Genomic DNA, 21782 nt, shown 5'->3' on the forward strand with positions numbered 1-21782 from the left:
AGTGTAGTTATTAATTTTAAAGTAAGCTTTCTACATTTGCAATTATAACAAGCAGACACCATGGGAAGAGCATTTGAATTTAGAAAAGCCCGCAAGTTTAAGCGCTGGGATAAAATGTCGAAGGCATTTACGCGCCTTGGTAAAGAGATTGTGATGGCCGTTAAGGAAGCCGGACCAAACCCTGAAACTAACGCCAGACTTCGTGCGGCTATGCAAAACGCTAAAGGCGTTAACATGCCGAAAGACCGCGTGGAAGCTGCCATTAAACGTGCATCTTCTAAAGAAGAAAAAGATTACGAAGAAGTTGTGTACGAAGGCTATGGCCCGCATGGCATCGCTATACTTGTAGAAACCGCTACTGACAACATCAACCGAACAATTGCAAATATGCGCGTATACTTTTCGCGTGCAGGTGGCGCAGTTGGCAAAACAGGTTCACTGGATTTTATATTTACCCGTAGAGGCATTTTTAAAATAAACCCGGAAGGCGTTGATATTGAAGAGCTGGAACTGGAACTGATTGATTTTGGTGCAGATGACATTTATGAGCACGAAGGCGAAATTATAGTTGAAACTGCCTTTGCTGATTTTGGCCAGATGCAGAAAGCCCTGGAAGAAAAAGGCTTGAATGTAATAAGCGCTGAACTGCAGCGTATACCAAACACCAGAACAGAGTTAACCGACGAGCAGGCAGAAGAGATAGAGAACCTGGTTGAAAAGATTGAAGAAGACGATGACGTACAGGCTGTTTACCATAACATGGCTTAACAGCATTACATCTATAGTATACTTGCAAAAGCTGCCCTAAAGGCAGCTTTTGTTGTTTCTATCAGTACACTTTTCAGGTTAGGTCCGTACTTACTCATCTAGGCTCTCCTGATTCCGCTATGCTAATCTATGTCTTGTTTGTGATTGGTTTTGTATTGCTCATAAAGGGAGCAGATACCTTAGTTACAGGTGCAACGTCCATTGCTAAAAAGTATCAGGTTCCTGATATGGTGGTTGGCTTAACAATTGTTTCGATAGGCACTTCTTTACCTGAATTAATAGTAAATATTTTATCCAGTATAGAAGGTCAGCCTGACCTGGCAATAGGTAATATTTTTGGAAGCAATGTAGCTAACCTGCTTCTTATATTGGGTGTAACTGCTATCATCTGCCCTTTGCCAATAAAGCGAAACACCATACTTACCGAAATTCCATTTTCGCTGATAGCAACCCTATTGGTTGGGTTCCTGGCCAACGCTAAACTTTTTGATGACCATATGCAGCTGTACATCAGCCGGAGCGATGGCTATATTCTGATCTTTTTCTTTATACTATTTATGGCCTACATCTATAACATAGCCAAAACAAATAAAGATGAAGTTCTAACAGAACAGAAGTCCTCTGTTATGCCGCTCAGTAAAGCACTTATTTATATTCTTTTGGGTATCGGAGGTTTGTTTCTGGGTGGTAAATGGGTGGTAGATGGAGCCGTAAGTATAGCCAAAATTGCAGGGTTCAGCGAATCATTTATCGGGTTAACAGTGGTGGCTGTGGGTACCTCGTTGCCGGAACTGGTAACTTCAGCTACAGCTGCCTACCGCCGAAGTATAGATATTGCGGTTGGGAATGTGGTAGGCTCCAATATTTTTAACCTGCTCTTGATATTAGGTATTAGCGCTATTATACATCCGCTGCCCTTTAATGTGCTAAGCAACTACGATATTGTAATGATGATTTTTGCCAGTACCCTACTTATACTTACCATGCCTTTGGGGAAACGAAATGCAATTGGGCGAATTAGCGGCACCATCTTCCTGTTGATTTACGCTGGCTATATAGTCTTCCTGATAAATAGGGGTTAATTTACATATTAGCACTATCTGCTCATCGTTAGATTTATCTGCAATTTATACTTGACACCAGCTATATCTCCTTTAACTCATTAACCACAAGTACTCAGATCTTAAAACATTCAACACACATTTAATAATCTATATACCAATATGTTATCATATTATACTAGAAATTGACGTAGTTATGACGTACCTAAAAAGTAGCTATGATGTGGGTACTTTTTATACACTTTGCTTAATTTCAAGTAGACTTATATCACAATAGAGATAGACTTATATAGTTGAACCATAATTCTAGTTAATACATGGATCAGAGGTGTATAAGTCTTTTGGCTAATCTATGCCATTACCTCCAGTTTGTATTCTATCTTATACATTGTTTATTGCCATAGTTTGAGTTTTTAATCAATCTAACAAATTTTCCTATGAGAAAATACTTCTACACAGCTATGGGTTGTCTTACCATGGTTGCCTGCATTAACTCGGTTGCCTATGCAGACAATCCCGGTAAAGTACGACTCAAAAAAGAAAAGCGCTATGCCCAAACAGTAACTGGTAAAGTTACCTCCGAAAGCGGTGAACCACTGATCGGTGCAAGTGTTACCTTAAAAGGTACTTCTACAGGAGACGTTACTGACATAAATGGTAATTTCTCTCTTAATGTGCCGGATGCGGGTGGTACACTTGTGGTATCATACATCGGGTTTATAACACAGGAGGTGCCTATTGATGGTCGCTCAACTATAAACATCACACTTCAGACAGACGCAAAATCTCTGGAAGAAGTAGTAGTGATCGGGTATGGCGTGCAAAAGAAAAGCGTGGTAACAGGTGCGATATCCAGCGTAAAGAGCAAAGACCTGGAAAACCAACAGATAACTCGTTTGGAGCAAGCCTTACAAGGCAGAACTTCGGGTGTTGTTGTTGCATCCACATCTGGAGCACCTGGCGCCGAATCTACGGTAAGAGTTAGAGGTATAACTACACTTAATAATAATAACCCGCTCTATGTAGTAGATGGTGTTGCGGTAACTGGAGGTATAGATTATCTGAACCAGTCTGATATCGAATCAATTGAGGTATTAAAAGATGCTGCATCGGCCGCTATATATGGTACCAGAGGTGCTACCGGCGTAATACTTGTAACTACCAAAAAAGGAAAAGAGGGTTCTTTACGATTAAACTATAATGCCTACTACGGCACACAGTCACCAACCCGAAAGATTGATCTTTTAAATGCCACAGAATATGCCACTCTCAGAAACGAAGCATCTGTAGCAGGTGGTGGACCAATTATTTACGAAGATCCTAAAGCTCTTGGAGAAGGCACAAACTGGCAGGATTACGTTTTTAACGACGACGCTCGCATCCAGAACCATGACTTTAGCATAAGCGGTGGTAACAACAAATCAACATATTATGCCTCTTATGGATACTTAAACCAAGAGGGTATTGTAGCATCTGAAATATCAAACTTTGAGCGCCACAACGTACGTTTAAACTCCTCACACAAAGTAGCAGACTGGCTTACTTTTGGCCAGAATTTGGGCTATTCACATATTAAAGGTATGGGCGGCTTTAACCCAAACACTGAGTTTGGTGGTCCTCTAAACTCAGCTATCAACTTGGATCCCATCACCCCTGTTCTGATTACAGATCCTGCTATTCTAAACGATCCGAACAGCATTTATAACAAGCAACCAGTTGTAAGAAATCCACAAGGCTACCCTTATGGAATTTCAACCACAGTTATGCAGGAAATGACAAACCCATTGGCCTACATCCAGACTCAAATAGGTAATTATGGCTGGTCTGAAAACCTGGTGGGTAATGCATTTGCTGAGGTTGAGCCACTAAAGGGTTTAAAATTCAGATCAACATTAGGTGGAAAATTAGCTTACTGGGGCGGCGAAAGCTTTAGGCCAATATTTTACCTGAATGCATCTACCACTAACCAGCAAACTGCACGCAACCGTGACAGACACATGGTGATGGACTATAATATTGAAAACATACTCTCCTACACACGTGAACTCAATAATCATAATTTCACAGTTCTATTAGGTCAGGGCGCCTACAAAGATGGAGAAATAGGAGGAATGGGCTTAACATACAATGCTTTACCAGCTATAAGCTTCGACGATGCCTCCTTTAACTTACCAGTCCCAAGTTCAAACATTACAGCATACGCTTACGATAACATAGCCCATACTGTAAGCTCTTTATTCGGCCGTGTAATATATGATTACAAAGAAAAATACCTCTTTACAGGTATTATTCGGCGCGATGGATCATCCAACTTTGGCTCTAACTACCAATACGGCTACTTCCCGTCAGTTTCATTAGGTTGGGTGGCATCTAACGAAGAATTCTGGCCAGAGAATAATGTAGTAGATTTCCTAAAGATTCGTGGATCATATGGCGAAGTAGGTAATGACCAAACCAAACCATTTGGGTTTATAGCTACAGTAAGCCCAGGACGAAATTATACTTTTGGAAATACACTAAACCAAGGCTATATCATAGGTTATAGTCCTAATGCTCCTGCTAACCCTGACTTACGCTGGGAAGAAACAGCCCAGACTAACATTGGCTTTGAGACAACAGTTCTGAATAGCATCAACTTCACATTTGACTGGTTCAATAAAAAGACTTCTGGCATCTTAAGACCATTGGAGCTACCTGGCATGGCTGGGCAAACTGGTAACCCTATGGCTAACATTGCGGATATGCAGAACAGAGGTATTGAGTTGGAACTAGGTTATAATCAAAAGTTCGGTGAAGTTGGCTTCAGTATAAGTGGTAATGCTGGCTATGTTAAGAACGAAATACTTTCACTGGAAAGTGGCAAACAGTTTACAGAAGACGGTGCCGCCAGGATACAGACCTTTACATATGCACTTAACCGAAACATTGTAGGTGAATCATACTACTCTTTCTATGGCTTTAAAACAAACGGTATCTTCCAGAACCAGGAAGATGTGGAGAGTTATGTAAGCTCTGCCGGAACCGTAATACAGCCAAATGCAGTACCTGGTGATTTCCGTTGGGTAGATACAAACGACGATGGCCAGATTACAGAAGCTGACCGTGTAGTGTTAGGTAAACCTCTGCCAGACTGGACTTTTGGTTTAACGCTGAACGCAGATTGGAAAAACTTCGACGTGTTAATCTTCGGACAAGGTGCAACTGGCCATAAGATCTTCCAGGGACTACGCCGTCTGGAGATAGCAACAGCTAACTGGCAGACTAAAGCTCTGGGCCGCTGGACAGGTGAAGGTACATCCAATGACTTCCCAAGAATTTCTACTTCAGACCCTAACAACAACTTCTCAAACCCTTCTGACTTCTATTTAGAAGACGGAGATTATTTCAGGATCAAGACGTTGCAAATAGGCTATACTATACCTGCTTCGCTTACTGATAAAATTTCTATCCAGAAGGCACGCTTCTATTTGAGCGGTAACAACATCTTCACTTTTACCAAATACACCGGATACGACCCTGAAATAGGTGGAGATAGAGCTATCTATGGTATTGACCGTGCTTTCTATCCGCAGGCACGCACATTTATGGTTGGTGTAAACTTAGGTCTATAGTTGAGAAGTACTTCAAAAGAAAGAATCATGAAAAATAAATTCATATACGCAGCCATTTTTTCAATGGCACTGCCACTATTAAGCTCATGTAGTGATGATTTTCTGGATGTAGACCCGGAAGGTACCATTCTGGAATCTGAGTACTACAAAAACCCTGAAGAAGCTTATGCAGGTTTAGTAGCAGCTTACGACCCACTTGGTTGGCAGGCTGGCGATACCTATCATAACATTGGCGCAATAAACGCTGCCTCTGACGATGCACATGCAGGTGGTGGAGGCCCATCAGATATGCACACCTGGCAGGTATGGAACAGGTTTACATTAGACCCTGCTAACGGCCCGCAGGAAGAATACTGGGACCGAAACTTCAGAGGTATCGCCAGAGCGAATGTTATACTTTCGAAAGTAGAGGCTGGTGTACCAGGCTTGGCTCAGACAGTGGCAGATCGCTACATAGCTGAGGCAAAATTCCTGAGAGCTTACTACTACTTTGAACTGGTTCGCCTGTTTAAGAATGTGCCACTCATTACAGCACCGCTTGCAACCGAAGAAATATTTAACCAGGTGCAGGTAACTCCGGACCTGGTATATGCCCAGATCGAGAAAGATTTGGCAGAAGCTATACCTGATCTGCCTGTAACTGTACCTGTAGCCACAGAAGGTGGTCGTGCCACACAAGGCGCTGGTAAAGCATTACTTGGCAAAGTATACCTGTTTCAACAGAAATGGGATGAGGCAGCTGAGCAACTTGCAGATGTAAATGGCACACCTGGCGAAACAAGTATGTACGGCTACAGATTGATGGATAACTATGGTGCTATTTTCGACCCTGCAAACAAGTTTAACAGCGAATCTATTTTTGAGATTGCCCATACCAACCTTGCAAGATCCGGCTGGGAGGCATGGCCTAACTTCGAAGGCAACGTTATGGTACAGATGTTTGGGCCAAGAGGTTATTCAGGTCCTACTTATGTAGCAGGCTGGGGCTTTAACCCGCTTACTGAGGACCTGGTAAATGCACTGGAAGGCGATCCACGCTATGAGCACACAGTACTTGACATTAAAAGTATAGAGGGAGCAACCTACGAGCCTAGCTACGACGATACTGGTTTCTTCGTCAAAAAGTATGCACCAAGAGCAGCCTGGGTAACAACTGCAGGTGGCGAACCGGCCCTGAACTTTGCAGTTAACTATATCGAAATACGCTTAGCGGATACTTACCTGATGGAAGCCGAAGCTCTTGTACAGGGAGGTGGAGACATCACCAGGGCTGCCGATCTTTTAAATGCCGTTCGTGGTCGTGTTGGACTTCCAGAGGTAGCTCCTACCCTGGATAACATTTACAAAGAACGCAGACTAGAACTGGCGACAGAAGGGCACCGCTTCTTTGACCTGGTCCGCACCGGAAGAGCAGCATCTATCTTAGCACCAATGGGCTTTGTGGGAGGTAAGCACGAAATATTACCTATTCCACAGGAAGAATTATCAAATACAAAGCTGGTTCAGAACCCTGAATATCTGTAACAGCCGATCATTTCAAATATAAATGAATAAGATCATGAAATATAAAAATATACTTTCCAGAGTTTATTCTTACCTGGCTGTGGCACTGGCAGCAAGTATAGTTGGTGCCTGTACCCCGGAAGAAATGGATGGTGGATTAGGTCCTGCACCTACCTCCGAGTCAGTCGAGTTTTCTATGGCTCCAACGCAGGACAATCCAAACATCATCACCTTCACTAACCAGACCCCAGGAGCATTTAAAGCTATCTGGGATTTTGGAAATGGCAATACTGCCGTAGGCGACCAGGTGAACGGAGCTTTCCCGGTTGAAGGTACTTATACTGTAAAACTTACTGTTTTAACACGTGGTGGTTATGCATATAACACGAAAACGGTAACTATAGCCGAAACCAATGTTTCGATGCTGAACAGGGAAGATTACAACTTCCTGACCGGCGGTGCAGATGATGAGGATGGTAAAACATGGGTGATAGAGAAAGAGGTAAAAGGGCACCTTGGCGTAGGTGATGCCTCTGCCCCTAATCCCACACCTAACTGGTGGGCTGCCGGCGCAAACGAGAAAGCTGACGTTGGTTTATACGATGATGAAATGGTATTTAAACTTCAGGGCTTCTCTTATACTTACATAAACAATGGTAACACCTATGCTAACAAAGATTATGCTTCAGAGCTAGGGGGCACTAATGCTTCGGCAGATGTTACCGTAGCTTATACTCCTCCTACTAATATGAACTGGAGCATAACTGAAGAGAACGGCAAAAAATATTTGTCAATCTCTAACGGCGGCTTCTTGGGTTACTATGTTGGTGAGTCTAAATACCAGATACTGGCACTTAGCGAGAATGAATTATACCTGATGAGTTCTCAGAAAGGTGTTCCGGGCAACGCCTGGTTCTACCGACTTGTACCAAAAGGTTATGTAAGACCAGTGGAGCCTAAGCCGGTAAAAATGGAAGACATGGAAGATAACTTTGATGAAGAAGGAAACCTTGTCTGGAAGAAAGAAGCACTTACCCTGAACGAATCCTACGATAACCCTGCCCCTGTTGGCATTAACAAATCAGCTAAGGTGGCCATGTATGTAAAACAGGAAGGCCAACCTTACGAATTTGCCAACATGTTTACTGACTTTAACTATAACTTTGATTTAAGTCAGCGCAATGTATTTAAGTTAAAAGTATACGTGCCGAGCTACAACGACTTTATTACACAAGCTGGTGAAGACTGGGCAATCAAGAACTTGTTAAAACAGGTTTCTATAAAGCTTCAGGATGGCACATCGGCACAGCCTTGGGTAAACCAGGTAGAGATAAAGCAACCAGTAGATAAACTGGATCAGTGGGTGGAATTAACCTTTGATTTCTCTGCCTTTAAAGACAGAAAAGACCTGAACAGAATTGTAATACAGGTTGGTGGCGAAGGCAACTTTATACCAGGCATCTTCTTCCTGGATGACTTCAGACTTGAATAATAGGTGGATGTATAAACAGGGCCGGGAAGCTGCATTATTCCCGGCCCACATCTAACTTCTTTTTACCCAGTACCCCAAATCATACTTACCAAGACATGTTTTTTAACAGACATAAATTTCAAAAAATGCTGTTCATTGTTACTTCTCTCTTCCTGTCCATGGTAGCATCCTCTTGCTCAAAGTCGGAAGAACCCAAACCATACATATCACAACCTAAAACACCTGAAGACCTGAACTGGAAGTTCGAAACTACCCCTGTCTGGGCCGATGAGTTTAATTATAGCGGTCAGCCTGATGCTGCCAAATGGGGATACGACATTGGTGGAACCGGCTGGGGAAACAATGAACTGCAGTATTATACCAACAGTACTTCTAATGCCAATGTAAGCGACGGTACCCTGAAGATCACAGCCAAAAAGGAAAGCAAAGAAGGCAAAGAATATACTTCAGCCAGAATTGTAACCAAAAACAAAGGCGACTTTTTGTACGGCAGATTCGAGATTAAAGCGAAGCTGCCAACAGGCAGAGGTACCTGGCCTGCCATCTGGATGCTGCCAACCGATTGGGCCTATGGCGGCTGGCCAAAATCCGGAGAGATTGACATCATGGAGCATGTAGGCTACGACCAGAACAAAGTGCACATAACAGTACATACCGAAGCTTATAACCACGGTAAGAACACCCAAAAAGGTCAGAGCAAAGTAATTGAAACCGCCAGCACAGCTTTCCATACTTACCGCGTAGACTGGACCCCTTACGCTGTAAGAGGCTACATCGACGATGCTCCGGTTTTCCAGTTTGTGAATGAAGGAAAAGGATTTGAAGTATGGCCTTTCGATAAGCGTTTTCACCTGCTGCTTAACATAGCTGTCGGTGGTAACTGGGGTGGCGCACAGGGAGTTGACCCTAACGTTTTCCCACAGACAATGGAAGTAGATTATGTAAGGGTATATAAGATGATTGAGAAGTAATCTTTAAACAGATTTATACTTTCAATGTCCTCCAAATCGGGAGCAACAGAAAATACTCCTGCTTTAAGTATAACTACAAACTATAAACCCGTGAAATATACTTCTCTATTGAGCCGATGCTATAGTTTCTGTATGTTGCTGCTGATGCTCCCTTTTATCTTTTCCTGTAAAAAGGAGATGAATGATAAAGGTGGTGTTACACCCGGCAACCCTACATTCGGTAAGGTTTCTTTCTGGCTTACTGACCCGGCAGCATCTATACTTTTTAAAGAGCAGAATCAGTCGTTAGCCTTTGGAGCCTCTTCTAATCAGTATCAGGTAATAGAGATAGATACAACTACCACCTACCAGACCATAGATGGGTTTGGTTATACGTTAACAGGTGGTAGTGCTATGCTGCTTCATAAAATGACTCCTGCTTCGCGGGCGGCACTTTTAAAAGAGCTTTTCAGTACAGAAGGTGCAGGTATAGGAGTAAGTTACCTGCGGCTTAGCATCGGCGCGTCAGACCTTTCAGACCATGTTTTTTCTTACAACGATCTGCCTGCCGGACAAACAGACCTGCAGATGGAGAAGTTTGACCTAGGCCCGGATAAGCAGGATCTCATACCTATACTCAAAGAGATACTCGCTATTAATCCTGACATCAAGTTAATGAGTTCGCCTTGGTCCCCTCCCACCTGGATGAAAACCAACAACAACTCTGTAGGAGGAAGTTTGAAACCTGCGTATTATGATGCCTACGCGAAGTACTTTGTAAAGTATATACAGGCAATGGCTGCTGAAGGCATTCGTATTGATGCGATAACGGTACAGAACGAGCCCCTGCACCCGGGTAACAACCCTAGCCTGTTAATGCCAGCGCAAGAACAGGCAGCATTTATAAAGCAAAGCCTCGGACCAGCCTTCAAAGCAGCAAACCTGGATACGAAGATCATCATCTACGACCACAATGCAGACCGTATCGACTACCCTATCAGCATCCTGAATGACCCGGAAGCCAGGAAGTATATCGATGGATCAGCTTTCCACTTATATGGCGGAACTATAGATGCCCTGGACCAGGTACACAAAGCCCACCCTGACAAGAATTTATACTTTACAGAACAATGGGTCGGTGCCCCCGGTAATCTTGCTGGAGACTTAGCCTGGCATACTAAAAACCTGATTATCGGAGCTACAAGAAACTGGTGCAAAACGGTATTGGAATGGAACCTGGCTGCTGATCATAACCAAGATCCACATACAGAAGGTGGTTGTACGCAATGCCTGGGAGCTGTAACTATAAATGGCAGCAGCGTTACCCGCAATCCGGCTTATTACATTATAGCCCATGCATCCAAGTTCGCCAGACCAGGCTCTGTACGAATTGCTACTAACCTACCTGCAGGTTTACCCAATGTGGCCTTTAAAACCCCTGAAGGTAATAAGGTACTAATTGTTTTTAACGATGGTCCATCTGCCCAGACTTTTAACATCCGCTACAAAGGCAACCTGGTTACAACCAGCCTTAATAAAGGCGCTGTAGGCACTTATGTATGGTAAACTGATGGCTAAACTGAAAACAACTTTCCCGCTGAAAAAAACCAACCACTTCTGCTCTTTTGTGAAGCAGTACAAGAAGTGGAAAACTATAAAGCTGCCCGCACCGGTTGCTGAAGTAGTACCTGAAAACAAACAGAATGTTAATTCCTTACCAAACGAGAATTAAGCTACATGAAATTAACGAACGCAACATTTACAGCTGCCTTGTTAGCGTATGCCATGCTAACCGGCTGTCAGTCACAGAAACCGGCACCTGTTACAACCGAAGAAACAGCTACTGCGGTACAAGCAAACCGGGCAACTACAGAAACTGATAAAAAGATAGAAGACCTGCTTAGCCAGATGACACTGGAAGAAAAAGTGGGCCAGATGGCACAGATCACGCTGGATGTAGTTGGTAAAGGCGACAACAGATTTTCGAGTTACGAACCGTTAAAACTGGACGACAAGGAGCTGCGCAAAGCACTTGTAGACTATAAAATTGGTTCTATACTTAACACAGCCAACAACCGGGCCCGCACTCCTGAAAAATGGTACGAGATCATCAGCCAGATTCAGAACGTAGCCATGAAGGACACACGCCTGAAGATTCCGGTTATTTATGGCGTTGACATGATACACGGTGCTACTTATACGGCCGGTGCTACCATGTTTCCGCAGCAGATCGGGCAGGCCGCAACCCGCAACAGAGAGTTGGTGCGCCGTGGTGCCGAAATAACAGCCTATGAAACCCGGGCCAGCTCTATTCCCTGGAACTTCTCCCCTGTTCTGGACTTTGCACCTGACCCCCAGTTTTCCCGTCAGTTCGAGACCTTTGGTGAAGATCCCTACCTTACCTCGGAACTGGGCGTGCAGATGATTAATGGATATGAAGGGGATAATAACGACATTGGCCATCCGGAGCATGTAGCTTCCTGTATGAAACACTTTTTGGGATACCAGGTGCCTTCATCCGGTAAAGACAGAACGCCAACTTACATTCCGGAAACAGCCTTACGGGAGTACCATTTGCCTGCATTTAAGGCTGCCATCGATGCCGGATCCCATACCATCATGATCAACTCCGGTATCATCAACGGCGTTCCTGTTCATGCCAACTATGACATCCTGACGAAGCTATTAAGAGATGAACTTGGCTTTGAAGGCTTGGTGGTAACGGACTGGGGTGATATTGAATACCTGCACACCCGCGATAAAGTAGCCCCTACCATGAAAGACGCTATTATGATGGCTATAAATGCAGGTATTGATATGTCGATGATCGCCTACAACTATGAGCCGTTCTGTAATGGCTTGGTGGAACTGGTGAAAGAAGGTAAGGTTAAACAGGAACGTATTGACGATGCTGTAAGAAGAATACTACGTGTAAAGTATGCGCTAAACCTGTTCGAGAAACCAACTACGAATCCAAAGGACTATCCGAAATTTGCCAGCAAAGAGTTTGAGGAAGCTGCCTACCAGACAGCTGCAGAATCAATCACCCTCTTGAAGAACGAGAAGAATGTGTTACCGCTGAAGAAAGGAATGAAAGTTCTGGTTACAGGGCCAAATGCCAACAGCATGCGTACCCTGAACGGTGCCTGGACTTACTCGTGGCAAGGCGAAAAAGTAGAAGAATTTGCCGGCAAGTATAACACGATACTGGAGGCTGTTCAGAAGGAGATTGGCGCTGGAAACGTAACGTATGTGTCAGGCGTGAGCTACAAGATGGACGGCTTCTATTACGAAGAGTTTGCTGATAAAATGAACAATGCTGTAGCTGCAGCTAAAAATGTAGATGCCATTATACTTTGCCTTGGCGAAAATACTTCTACCGAAACACCGGGTAACATAAACGACATCTATATTTCTGATTTACAGACGGAATTAGCTAAAAAGTTAGCCCAGACAGGTAAGCCGGTTATACTTGTACTGAATGAGGGTCGCCCTCGTGTTATCAGCCGCTTCGAGCGTGACATGGATGGTATTGTGCAGATCTACCAGCCGGGTAACTATGGCGGCGATGCATTGGCAGATGTACTGTTCGGAGATGTAAACCCATCAGGTAAACTGCCTTATAACTATCCACGCTACCCGAATGCGTTGGTGCCATTTATACATAAGCCATCGGCTGAGCAGCGTAAAGCAGAAGGTGTTTATAACTACGAAGCCGACTATAACCCGCAGTATGAATTTGGCCATGGCTTAAGCTATACAACCTTTAAATACGCGAACCTGAACCTGACCAAGGAAAGCTACAGCATGGAGGAGCCGATTGAGGTTACAGTGCAGGTAACGAACACAGGTAAACGTGAAGGTAAGGAAGCTGTTCATCTTTATACTACGGACCTCTATGCGTCTGATATTACGCCGGATGTAAAACGCTTGCGCCGCTTCGAGAAAATCAATTTAAAACCTGGCGAAAGCAAGACGTTATCTTTCACCTTAACGGCTGACGACCTGAGTTATATTAACCGTAAGGGAGAAAAAATGACTGAAGCTGGTGAATTTGAGATTAGGATTGGCGACCAGGTAAAGAAGTTTATGCTGAATGGCAGTAAGACGATTGGCAAAAACTAACTATAATCCACACAAACAAAAAAGGATAAGCCAGTGCGGCTTATCCTTTTTTGTTTGTAGTATCTGAACTTAATACTTAAGTATACATTCCGTTAGGCTGGCATCCTGGTCCAGGTTCATTTTTTTCCTGATTCTATACCTGCTGGTTTCTACTCCCCTCAGGGATAGTTTTAACAACGATGCAATCTCTTTGCTCGACAGGTTCAGGCGCAGGTAAGCACACATCTTAAGGTCTTTGTGGGTCAGGTCAGGGTAGTCGTGGCTAAGGCGTTTCAGGAAGTCCTGGTGCACCTGGTTAAAATGGAGTTCGAACTGCTCCCAGTTGTTTTCAATCTTGATTTCCTCATCCACAGACCGCAGTATCTTTTTCAGTTGCAGGCGTGTATCCTTTTCCGACACCTTTTCTATTACCTGCTCCAACTGATCTTTCACTTTATACACGGCCTCCATATTCTGCATCACGTGCAGCGCCGACGAGGTCAGTTCTTTCGTTTTATGGTTTAGCTCTCTCTCCAGCTTCTCGTTATTTAACCTGATGATCTCTTTTTCAGCCTTTAGCACCTCCTCCATATGCTGGGCCTCTTTTAGCTTCAGTGCTTTTTCCTGTTCCTGCTGCAGCTTTGCTTCGGTGTTGCGGATGTGTTTCTGAACAACTTTTTTAAGTAATAATAGTGCAGCAATTCCTAACAAAATATAAAGGCCAAACGCCCACCAGGACCGGTACCAGGGAGGTAAAACCGTGAAAGTATAAGTTGCCTCTGCACTTTCCTGGTTATAAACGTTTCTGGCTTTTACCCGGAAAATATAAGTACCTTCTCTTAAATTTGTGTATTCTTTTTGCAGCGCAGTTACCCACGGCGACCAGCTTTTATCAAAACCCTCCAGGTAATACTGGTACTGCACATTTTCAATGCCATCGTAAAGAATAGCTCCGAAAGTAAATTTAAGCGAGTTCAACGCATAAGGCAACGTTACTGCCTCGGCCTTCGGATCTTCCGGAACAGCGGCCCCACCATACAAAAGCGAATCCGTGGCCTGCACGCCGGCTTCTACCCTTCTGAGCAGTGTGTTAAATCCTTCGTTTAAGTTGTTCTTTTGCAAAAATGTTGGCCGGTAATGTACAAATCCTTCATCTATACCTATCAGTACGTGCTGGTTGTTGTAGTAAGCAATGTGCTCAAAACCGCCAACCAGTTTGCCATCCAATCGTTTAAATACATTTTTAACTACTTCGCTTCTGCCATTGCTATACTTCCTGATAAAGCCCATCTCGTTTCCTGCCGAGAACCAGATTTTGCCTTCCTTATCTTCAGCTAAACTTCTTACCTGTATGTTCTTATCAAAGAGTTTATTCAGTTCATCATAGAGCTCAAACCTGTCTTTGCTCTTGTTGTAAGTATAAACCCCGTGCAGGCCGGTAAAAACAAGTCTTCCATTTATCTTGAAAACATTGATTCCGATATCAGCAGGGAAACCGTGCTTTTTAGCATAGAAGTTTACCTTTTCTACCTGCTGCAACTGGTCTGATAATTTAAGTTTGAACAAGCCTTTATAGCCATGCGCAACCCATATGTTACCCTCGCTGTCCTCTTCCATTATCCTTGAAGACTCACTGAAGCCTTTCAGTTTCCGCTGAAATTCGAGTTTGCCGTTAATCATTTTGTATAGCAGCAAACCATGATAGGTGCCACAGATAACGTAGCCAGGATGCGCCTTCAGTTGCATAAACATCCAGGCTCCGCGATGGTCAGACAACCGGACTGCTTTGTTATCGATGATCTCGAAAGGACCATTATGGTGGGATAGCAGCAGTTTACCGCCTACCTTTTGCAGCTTATATACCTGCCCCTCCGTGCCCTGTACTTGCTGTAAGGCAGATGCTGTCAGCGGGTTCTCCTGCTCTGCTAATGTCCTGTAAAACAACCCATCGCTTGTGCCCAGGTATAGTTTATTATCGAAGATCAAAGAAGTATAAGCCGTGCCGGGTAAGCCTAGCCTTGTATCATATAACGTAAACGGTGAGTTTGTTTCAACGTAGTCGATGCCATTGTTGAGCGCCAGCCATAAATTGTTTTTCTGGTCTTCGTAAATGCTGCGGACGGTACTATTTTGTAAACCTTTTTCACGGTTAATGTGCTGCCGCGGATTGCCTTCTTTATCTATAATAAGCAGTCCGTTTAAAGTTGTGCCGATGGCATACCCTTCAGATAAGGCAGTGGCTGTATTCACTTTGTTCCGGATCAGGAAATTATTAACCGGCCAGTTGCTGGCATAAAAACCGGTATATTCATCGTAAATAAAAATCCCGTTCTCTTCAGTAACAACCAGGGCCTTGCCTCCCGGGTACGGAAGTATAGAGGCTATACTATAGGCTGCTACTTTTTCGCTGCCCGGCATTAATACCAGCTTTTCGTGCTGCAGCTCATAAATACCTTTCCCCGGAACAGGTATTAGCAGCTTGCCCTGCACAAAAAACGGAAACCCGGAAGGCTCTTCCTGCGCCTTGTATACTTTTATCTTGCCATTTCTATAATGGTACACGCCTGTTACGGTGCAGAAATAAACATCTTCATCGTTGGTGTAGATATTCCACACATCTGCAAAGTTCCTATGCTTTTCCTCGACCAGGTGTTTTAACGAGAAGAATGCCATCAGCCCTTTGGCATCGGGCTTCAGATAACCAAAGTCATTCTGGCCGCCCACATAAACACTGCCCGACCTGCTGATTGCTAATGAATGGACATTTGAGCGGTTTGGGATACCGATCTGGCGCCAGTGGTTGCCATCAAACTCAAGCACGCCATGGTTATTACCAAAGTACATAATGCCCCGGTGGTCCTGTACTACAGCCCAGTTCTGCGGAGATGCCTGGTATTCTTTAAGTGTAAAATTCCGAATGTAAGGTATGCCCTCGCCATTTGCCTGCGCGGAAAGAAAAAGGATTCCAAAAAGACAAAGGGTAAGACGAAATGCGTATTTTTTCACGATGTGCCGGTTCCCATATTTTCCTTATAAATATTAGAAAAATATAGCACACTTCAAAAATCTACTATAAGGCAGATTGATAGTTTAATTGTTAAAAGGAATCGAGCTTTTATACTTTGCTCTACTTTAACCGCTAAATTCTTAAACTTCTAAACTCACAAACTCTTAAACTCTAATAATTCCAAGGATATAGTTCCGGTTCCTTAGTACCACGTGGTTTCATGTGCAGCGGGTGTACCGCATCTGTTTCATCGAAGTATAAAAAGGCATCGTAGCGCTCAGGAATAACAGTAGGAACATAGTTACCAAAGGCCTCATACTTAGGGTTGTACACTACGCCTATTGCCCTATGCCCTATCCGGCGCTTGGCTAAACCTTCTATGTTTATCAAGTCTTTGCTCAAGATCAGTTTGTTTTCATCGCTGATGCTGTGCAGTATTTCTTCCCAACTACCGGGCTGTGCCGGTGGTACTTCCATTTTCTGCATAGGCGCCCCCCACGAGTTACCCGCAATTACATACCCTTCGTAGCTGCCAAAGCCAACCAGTTTTACCTGCTCTTTGCCATACTTCTCGCGGGCCAGCTGCCCGATATTATACATGCCATCATCGGCCATATCTGTAAAGCGGGCATCACCAATATGTGTGTTATGTTCCCAAACTATAGCTTTCGAATCTGGCCCATGCAGATCCAGTAGCCTGTCTAAAGTTTCCATCATATGCGAATCGCGCACGTTCCAGGAGGCTGCTCCGCCTTTTACCATCGTTCGGTAATACTTTTCGGCATTTACAGCAACCAAGGCATTCTGCTGTGTATTGAAATCGTGCTCTATATCGCCTGTGTGCACCGGCGACTTTATAATGCGCTGCAGCATTCCAATCACTTCATCTTCGCAATCGGAGCGTACAAACGCAGTAGATTGGGCATATACCTGCGGGTCGCGGTTGTATGGCTCAAAGCAATTTATAGCAGATCGGGCTGCTTCCACGGCTTGTCCATCATTCTGCTCCAGGTACTTCAATACCTGCTCTAGCGACTCCCACAAACTATACACATCCAGCCCGTAAAACCCAATCTTATCATTTACCGTGCGCAGATGGTTAAAATCCCTGATCCACTCCATTAGTGCTGCCACCTCCCAGTTTGCCCACATCCAGGTTGGCCAGCGCCGGAAAACCTGCAATACATCTGCAATCTTACTTCCTGAATTCTGGTAGCCTTTTACAAATCGGTTTACCGCATAACATTCCGGCCAGTCGCCTTCTACAGCAATAAACTGGAAGCCCTTTTCCTCTATCAGCCTTTTAGATATAGCTGTTCGCCAGGTATAATATTCTGAAGTGCCATGAGAGGCTTCTCCCAACATAACGATGCGGGAATCACCTACTTCTTCAATAAGTCTGTCTAAGTCTTTGTCTTTGGTAAGCGGCGTATATGTAATTTGTTTGTTTTCCATAGCATGGGAGCATTTGGGCTTAGCGGCTACTTTAAATTTGCTGTATTGTACTAGCATAAAGCGCTTTATGTTCCAAAAAATAAGCCCACACCGCCAAAAGGCAATGTGGGCTTGTACTATAGGTTAGTTTATACTTCTCTTAAGACTGGTTCTCTCTCGTGAAAACGCGGCGCAGCAGTTCGGTAGTGCGGGCAATCGGGTTTTCGCGGATCTTCAGTTCCTCCTGGGCTACCAGCAAAAACAGACCGTCGATAGCTTTCTGGGTAGCGTACTCATCCAGGTTCGGATTCACTTTTTGCACCAAAGGTATCTGGTTATACTTGTTCACCAGGTCAGCGTAATAGCGGGTGGCGTTTGTTTTGTCAAGCGACTGTTGAATAACCGGCATAAAAGCATTGGTTAATTGTGTTGAAGTAGTACGCTTCAGATATTGAGTAGCGGCATCTTTGTCACCTTTCAGTATTCCCCAGGCATCCTGTATAGTCATCTGTTTGATAGCACTTACGAAAATAGGCACGGCACTCTTAGCAGCATCTTCGGCGCCACGGTTCAAGGTCATTACAAAGCGGTCTACTTCGCTGCCTAGCCCTATTTTGCGCAAAGTGTTCTCTACACGCTGCACATCCTTCGGAAACGGTATCTTGATAAGGGAATTTTTATAGTAGCCGTCGGTTTGTGAAGCCTGCCCTGCTCCGTTTTTTATACCTATTTCCAGCGCCTGCCGTAAGCCTGAAGCTACTTCGCTTTGCGTAACCGGTACTCCGGTGGTTGTTCCGGCAAGAACGCCATCAACAGTTTGTTGCACCTGGGCAGCTGTACATGCGCTTGCTCCTATAGCTAGGGCAACAAAAGAAGTGTAGAGGATTTTTTTCATATCATTATAACATCTTTAACTTGAGTCGGTTTTCAAAGCCAACGCATAAATCAGACCAAAAATACTATGGAAGCGGTAAACGCAGAAATCATTACCATCGGCGACGAGATATTATACGGGCAAATAGTAGATACTAACTCTGCCTGGATGGGTACGGAGCTTACTAAAATAGGTATAAAAGTCAAGCAGATAACCTCTATCTCGGATAGTGCGGAACATATAGTTACTGCCCTGGATGACGCTAAAACGCGTGCCGATATAATATTGATTACCGGCGGCCTGGGCCCTACCAAAGACGACCTGACAAAAGATGTACTGACAGCCTACTTCCATACATCACTTAAACTGCACGAGCCTTCGCTTGCTGATATTGCGGCTATTTTTGAGAAACGTGGCATTGAGGTAACCGAACTAAACCGTCAACAGGCTTTTTTACCAGAGAACTGCACACCTGTACGCAATGTATTGGGCACGGCGCCGGGCATGTGGTTTGAGCAGGATGGTAAAGTATACGTTTCGATGCCGGGTGTGCCGTTCGAGATGAAGTGCATGATGACAGACATTGTTCTGCCAAAATTAAAAGCCCATTTTAAAACACCGGAGATCATCCATAAAGTAATTCAGACAACAGGTATTGCCGAATCTATACTTGCTGATAAACTGGAAGAATGGGAGTTAGCTTTGCCGCCGCATATAAAGCTGGCTTACCTGCCATACTTAGCCGGCGTTCGCCTGCGCCTGACAGGTAGCGGGAGCGATGCAGTTATACTTGAAAAGGAACTACAGGCCGAAGTTGAAAAACTTACGCAGATCATCCCGAACTATATTTTTGCTTACGGCGAGGTGAGCCTGGAAGAAGCTGTAGGAAATCTGCTGAAAGAAAAGGGTTTAACCATAGCCACCGCCGAAAGCTGTACCGGTGGCTACTTGGCGCACAAGTTTACCAGTATACCAGGCAGCTCAGCTTACTTTATGGGAAGTATAATTGCTTACCACAACAATGTAAAAGTGCAGCAACTGGGCGTAAACCCGGAAACTCTACAACAACATGGCGCTGTAAGTGAAGCCACTGTTAAGGAGATGGCCGAAAATGTGCGCAAAAAGTTAAACACAAGTATAGGTGTGGCAACCAGTGGCATTGCCGGCCCCGACGGCGGAACTCCCGACAAACCGGTTGGTTCCATCTGGATTGCTTATGCAGATGAAGAGAAGACAATTGCCAGGCAACTCAACTATAATAAAAACCGCCTGCTCAATATAGAGTATACTGCCCTGGTGGCCCTCAACCTGATAAGGCAAAGTTTGCCCGCAACCGTTGACGAATAGTCTAAAATCCTTACCTTTGTTTCAAAATTAGACATGTAGTATATAGACGTTAAATAATAGACTTTTGAATACGTAATGTTAACCTAAGCTTAGGTTTCGTCTAAATACTAACTTCTAATTTCTAAAATCTCAGAAATCAACTATAAAATATGGCACTTGTAGAAATGGTTATGCCCAAAATGGGCGAGAGTATCATGGAAGGTACCGTTCTGAAATGGCTCAAAAACGTGGGTGATACCATAGAGCAGGACGAATCGGTGCTGGAAGTTGCTACTGATAAAGTGGATACAGAAGTACCTGCAATTCAGGGTGGTATACTTAAAGAAATACTGGTAAAAGAAGGTGATGTGGTAGCCGTTGGCGCTCCTATTGCCATCATTTCTACAAACGGTGAGGATACCGCTGCGCCTGCCGCACCAGCTGCTGAAGCTCCGGCCGCTGCACCGCAAACTGCTCCGGCACAAGCTGCTGCAGCTACGACTGGTTCTTCGGTTGCTAAACTGGATCAGCCTGCTTCAGGTCGCTTCTATTCTCCGCTGGTGCTTAACATTGCCCGCGAAGAAGGCATTTCGATGCAGGAACTGGAGTATATACCAGGTACAGGTAAAGAAGGTCGTGTGTCTAAAAAAGATATCATGACTTACCTCGAAAGCCGCACAGGTGCTCCTGCGCAGGCTGCTGCTCCGCAGGCCCAGCCACAGGCACAAGCTGTTCAGGCTCCGGCCGCTGCCGCTGCTCCTGTTGCTCAGCCACAGGCTGCTGCACCACAGGTTAAACCCGCTGCATCTTATGGTGGTAATGTCGAGATCATCGAGATGGACCGTATGCGTAAGATGATTGCTGACCGCATGGTGGATAGCAAGCGTATTTCTCCGCACGTTACCTCGTTTGTAGAAGCTGATGTAACCAACATCGTGAACTGGAGAAACAAGTGGAAAGATGCGTATAAGAAGCGCGAAGGTGAGAATCTTACCTTCACTCCTATCTTCATCGATGCAATTGCAAAAGCCATTAAAGATTTCCCGATGATCAACGTGTCTGTTGATGGTGGTACTATTATCCGTCACAAAGACATCAACATTGGTATGGCCGTAGCGTTGCCTTCTGGTAACCTAATAGTTCCGAACATCAAGAATGCAGACCAGCTGAACCTGAACGGGTTAACCAAAAAGGTAAATGACCTGGCAAACCGTGGCCGTATGAACAAACTGACTCCGGATGACCTGGCTGGCGGTACGTATACGGTTTCTAACGTAGGTTCTTTCGGTAACGTGATGGGTACGCCTATCATCATGCAGCCGCAGGTAGCTATTATGGCAGTTGGCGCTATCAAAAAGAAGCCAGCTGTTATCGAGACTCCGGAAGGCGACCTGATCGGTATCCGTCACTTCATGTACCTGTCGCACTCTTACGACCACCGCGTTGTAGATGGCTCACTGGGTGGCATGTTCGTACGCCGAGTTGCTGATTACCTGGAGAACTTCGACGTGAACACAACGATCTAAGTAAAAGATCAGCTAAATATAAAAGCCTGCTCCCTCAAAGAGCAGGCTTTATTTTTGGCTATAGTTTTACACATATCTTTTTACTAATATTAAAAGTATAAACTAAGGCTGCTGTAGGTATAGCGG

14 protein-coding genes are annotated in these 21782 nt (G+C 44.5%); 11 read left to right on the forward strand and 3 right to left on the reverse strand.

What is annotated here, in order from left to right:
• The first annotated feature begins 60 nt into the window (after positions 1–60).
• From MJ612_RS09345 to MJ612_RS09385, 9 genes are all read left to right on the forward strand, one after another.
• Positions 61–768, forward strand: a complete 708-nt coding sequence (locus tag MJ612_RS09345) for a YebC/PmpR family DNA-binding transcriptional regulator (protein ID WP_187033221.1) — start codon at positions 61–63, stop codon at positions 766–768.
• 119 nt (positions 769–887) lie between these two features.
• Positions 888–1850, forward strand: a complete 963-nt coding sequence (locus tag MJ612_RS09350) for a calcium/sodium antiporter (protein WP_187033222.1) — start codon at positions 888–890, stop codon at positions 1848–1850.
• A gap of 416 nt (positions 1851–2266) precedes the next feature.
• A complete protein-coding gene (locus MJ612_RS09355) occupies positions 2267–5440 on the forward strand; it encodes a SusC/RagA family TonB-linked outer membrane protein (protein ID WP_250419109.1) in 3174 nt (1057 codons plus the stop codon).
• Positions 5441–5467: 27 nt separating this feature from the next.
• Positions 5468–6964 carry a RagB/SusD family nutrient uptake outer membrane protein gene (locus tag MJ612_RS09360; RefSeq protein WP_187033223.1) on the forward strand — a complete coding sequence of 499 codons (1497 nt, stop codon included), beginning with the start codon at positions 5468–5470 and terminating at the stop codon, positions 6962–6964.
• Between the two features lie 34 nt (positions 6965–6998).
• The gene (locus MJ612_RS09365; protein WP_187033224.1) at positions 6999–8435 is read left to right on the forward strand and encodes a PKD domain-containing protein; all 1437 of its coding nucleotides are present in this window, start codon (positions 6999–7001) and stop codon (positions 8433–8435) included.
• A gap of 95 nt (positions 8436–8530) precedes the next feature.
• Positions 8531–9406 (forward strand): glycoside hydrolase family 16 protein, encoded by an 876-nt coding sequence (locus MJ612_RS09370; protein ID WP_250419110.1) that lies wholly within the window; start codon positions 8531–8533, stop codon positions 9404–9406.
• Positions 9407–9583: 177 nt separating this feature from the next.
• Positions 9584–10951, forward strand: coding sequence for a glycoside hydrolase family 30 protein (locus MJ612_RS09375; protein ID WP_250419159.1), 1368 nt, complete (start codon positions 9584–9586; stop codon positions 10949–10951).
• Positions 10952–10955: 4 nt separating this feature from the next.
• On the forward strand, positions 10956–11117 hold the full coding sequence (locus MJ612_RS09380; RefSeq protein ID WP_187033225.1) for a hypothetical protein: 162 nt from the start codon (positions 10956–10958) through the stop codon (positions 11115–11117).
• A gap of 5 nt (positions 11118–11122) precedes the next feature.
• Positions 11123–13510 carry a glycoside hydrolase family 3 N-terminal domain-containing protein gene (locus tag MJ612_RS09385; RefSeq protein ID WP_250419111.1) on the forward strand — a complete coding sequence of 796 codons (2388 nt, stop codon included), beginning with the start codon at positions 11123–11125 and terminating at the stop codon, positions 13508–13510.
• A gap of 69 nt (positions 13511–13579) precedes the next feature.
• Here the strand turns inward: MJ612_RS09385 and MJ612_RS09390 are convergent, their stop codons facing one another.
• The 3 genes from MJ612_RS09390 to MJ612_RS09400 all read right to left on the reverse strand — a co-directional run bounded on the left by MJ612_RS09390 (position 13580) and on the right by MJ612_RS09400 (position 18825).
• Positions 13580–16495, reverse strand: coding sequence for a two-component regulator propeller domain-containing protein (locus MJ612_RS09390; protein ID WP_187033226.1), 2916 nt, complete (start codon positions 16493–16495; stop codon positions 13580–13582).
• Between the two features lie 172 nt (positions 16496–16667).
• Positions 16668–17951 carry an erythromycin esterase family protein gene (locus tag MJ612_RS09395; protein ID WP_187033227.1) on the reverse strand — a complete coding sequence of 428 codons (1284 nt, stop codon included), beginning with the start codon at positions 17949–17951 and terminating at the stop codon, positions 16668–16670.
• Positions 17952–18090: 139 nt separating this feature from the next.
• Positions 18091–18825 carry a DUF4197 domain-containing protein gene (locus MJ612_RS09400; RefSeq protein ID WP_187033228.1) on the reverse strand — a complete coding sequence of 245 codons (735 nt, stop codon included), beginning with the start codon at positions 18823–18825 and terminating at the stop codon, positions 18091–18093.
• Between the two features lie 66 nt (positions 18826–18891).
• On the opposite strand from MJ612_RS09400, the gene MJ612_RS09405 reads away from it, so the two are divergent.
• Together MJ612_RS09405 and MJ612_RS09410 are read left to right on the forward strand one after the other, a co-directional pair.
• Positions 18892–20151: a competence/damage-inducible protein A gene (locus tag MJ612_RS09405; protein WP_187033229.1), complete on the forward strand. Its 1260-nt coding sequence runs from the start codon at positions 18892–18894 to the stop codon at positions 20149–20151.
• 149 nt (positions 20152–20300) lie between these two features.
• Positions 20301–21656 (forward strand): dihydrolipoamide acetyltransferase family protein, encoded by a 1356-nt coding sequence (locus MJ612_RS09410; RefSeq protein ID WP_187033230.1) that lies wholly within the window; start codon positions 20301–20303, stop codon positions 21654–21656.
• Positions 21657–21782 lie beyond the last annotated feature (126 nt).

It is taken from the genome of Pontibacter deserti (assembly GCF_023630255.1).
Lineage (GTDB): Bacteria > Bacteroidota > Bacteroidia > Cytophagales > Hymenobacteraceae > Pontibacter > Pontibacter deserti.

What these genes read in the sequence shown, in the direction of transcription:
- MJ612_RS09345 (WP_187033221.1), top strand. Translation starts at nt 61, where the DNA reads ATGGGAAGAGCATTTGAATTTAGAAAAGCCCGCAAGTTTAAGCGCTGG.
- MJ612_RS09350 (WP_187033222.1), top strand. Translation starts at nt 888, where the DNA reads ATGCTAATCTATGTCTTGTTTGTGATTGGTTTTGTATTGCTCATAAAG.
- MJ612_RS09355 (WP_250419109.1), top strand. Translation starts at nt 2,267, where the DNA reads ATGAGAAAATACTTCTACACAGCTATGGGTTGTCTTACCATGGTTGCC.
- MJ612_RS09360 (WP_187033223.1), top strand. Translation starts at nt 5,468, where the DNA reads ATGAAAAATAAATTCATATACGCAGCCATTTTTTCAATGGCACTGCCA.
- MJ612_RS09365 (WP_187033224.1), top strand. Translation starts at nt 6,999, where the DNA reads ATGAAATATAAAAATATACTTTCCAGAGTTTATTCTTACCTGGCTGTG.
- MJ612_RS09370 (WP_250419110.1), top strand. Translation starts at nt 8,531, where the DNA reads ATGTTTTTTAACAGACATAAATTTCAAAAAATGCTGTTCATTGTTACT.
- MJ612_RS09375 (WP_250419159.1), top strand. Translation starts at nt 9,584, where the DNA reads ATGAATGATAAAGGTGGTGTTACACCCGGCAACCCTACATTCGGTAAG.
- MJ612_RS09380 (WP_187033225.1), top strand. Translation starts at nt 10,956, where the DNA reads ATGGCTAAACTGAAAACAACTTTCCCGCTGAAAAAAACCAACCACTTC.
- MJ612_RS09385 (WP_250419111.1), top strand. Translation starts at nt 11,123, where the DNA reads ATGAAATTAACGAACGCAACATTTACAGCTGCCTTGTTAGCGTATGCC.
- MJ612_RS09395 (WP_187033227.1), bottom strand. Translation starts at nt 17,951, where the DNA reads ATGGAAAACAAACAAATTACATATACGCCGCTTACCAAAGACAAAGAC.
- MJ612_RS09400 (WP_187033228.1), bottom strand. Translation starts at nt 18,825, where the DNA reads ATGAAAAAAATCCTCTACACTTCTTTTGTTGCCCTAGCTATAGGAGCA.
- MJ612_RS09405 (WP_187033229.1), top strand. Translation starts at nt 18,892, where the DNA reads ATGGAAGCGGTAAACGCAGAAATCATTACCATCGGCGACGAGATATTA.
- MJ612_RS09410 (WP_187033230.1), top strand. Translation starts at nt 20,301, where the DNA reads ATGGCACTTGTAGAAATGGTTATGCCCAAAATGGGCGAGAGTATCATG.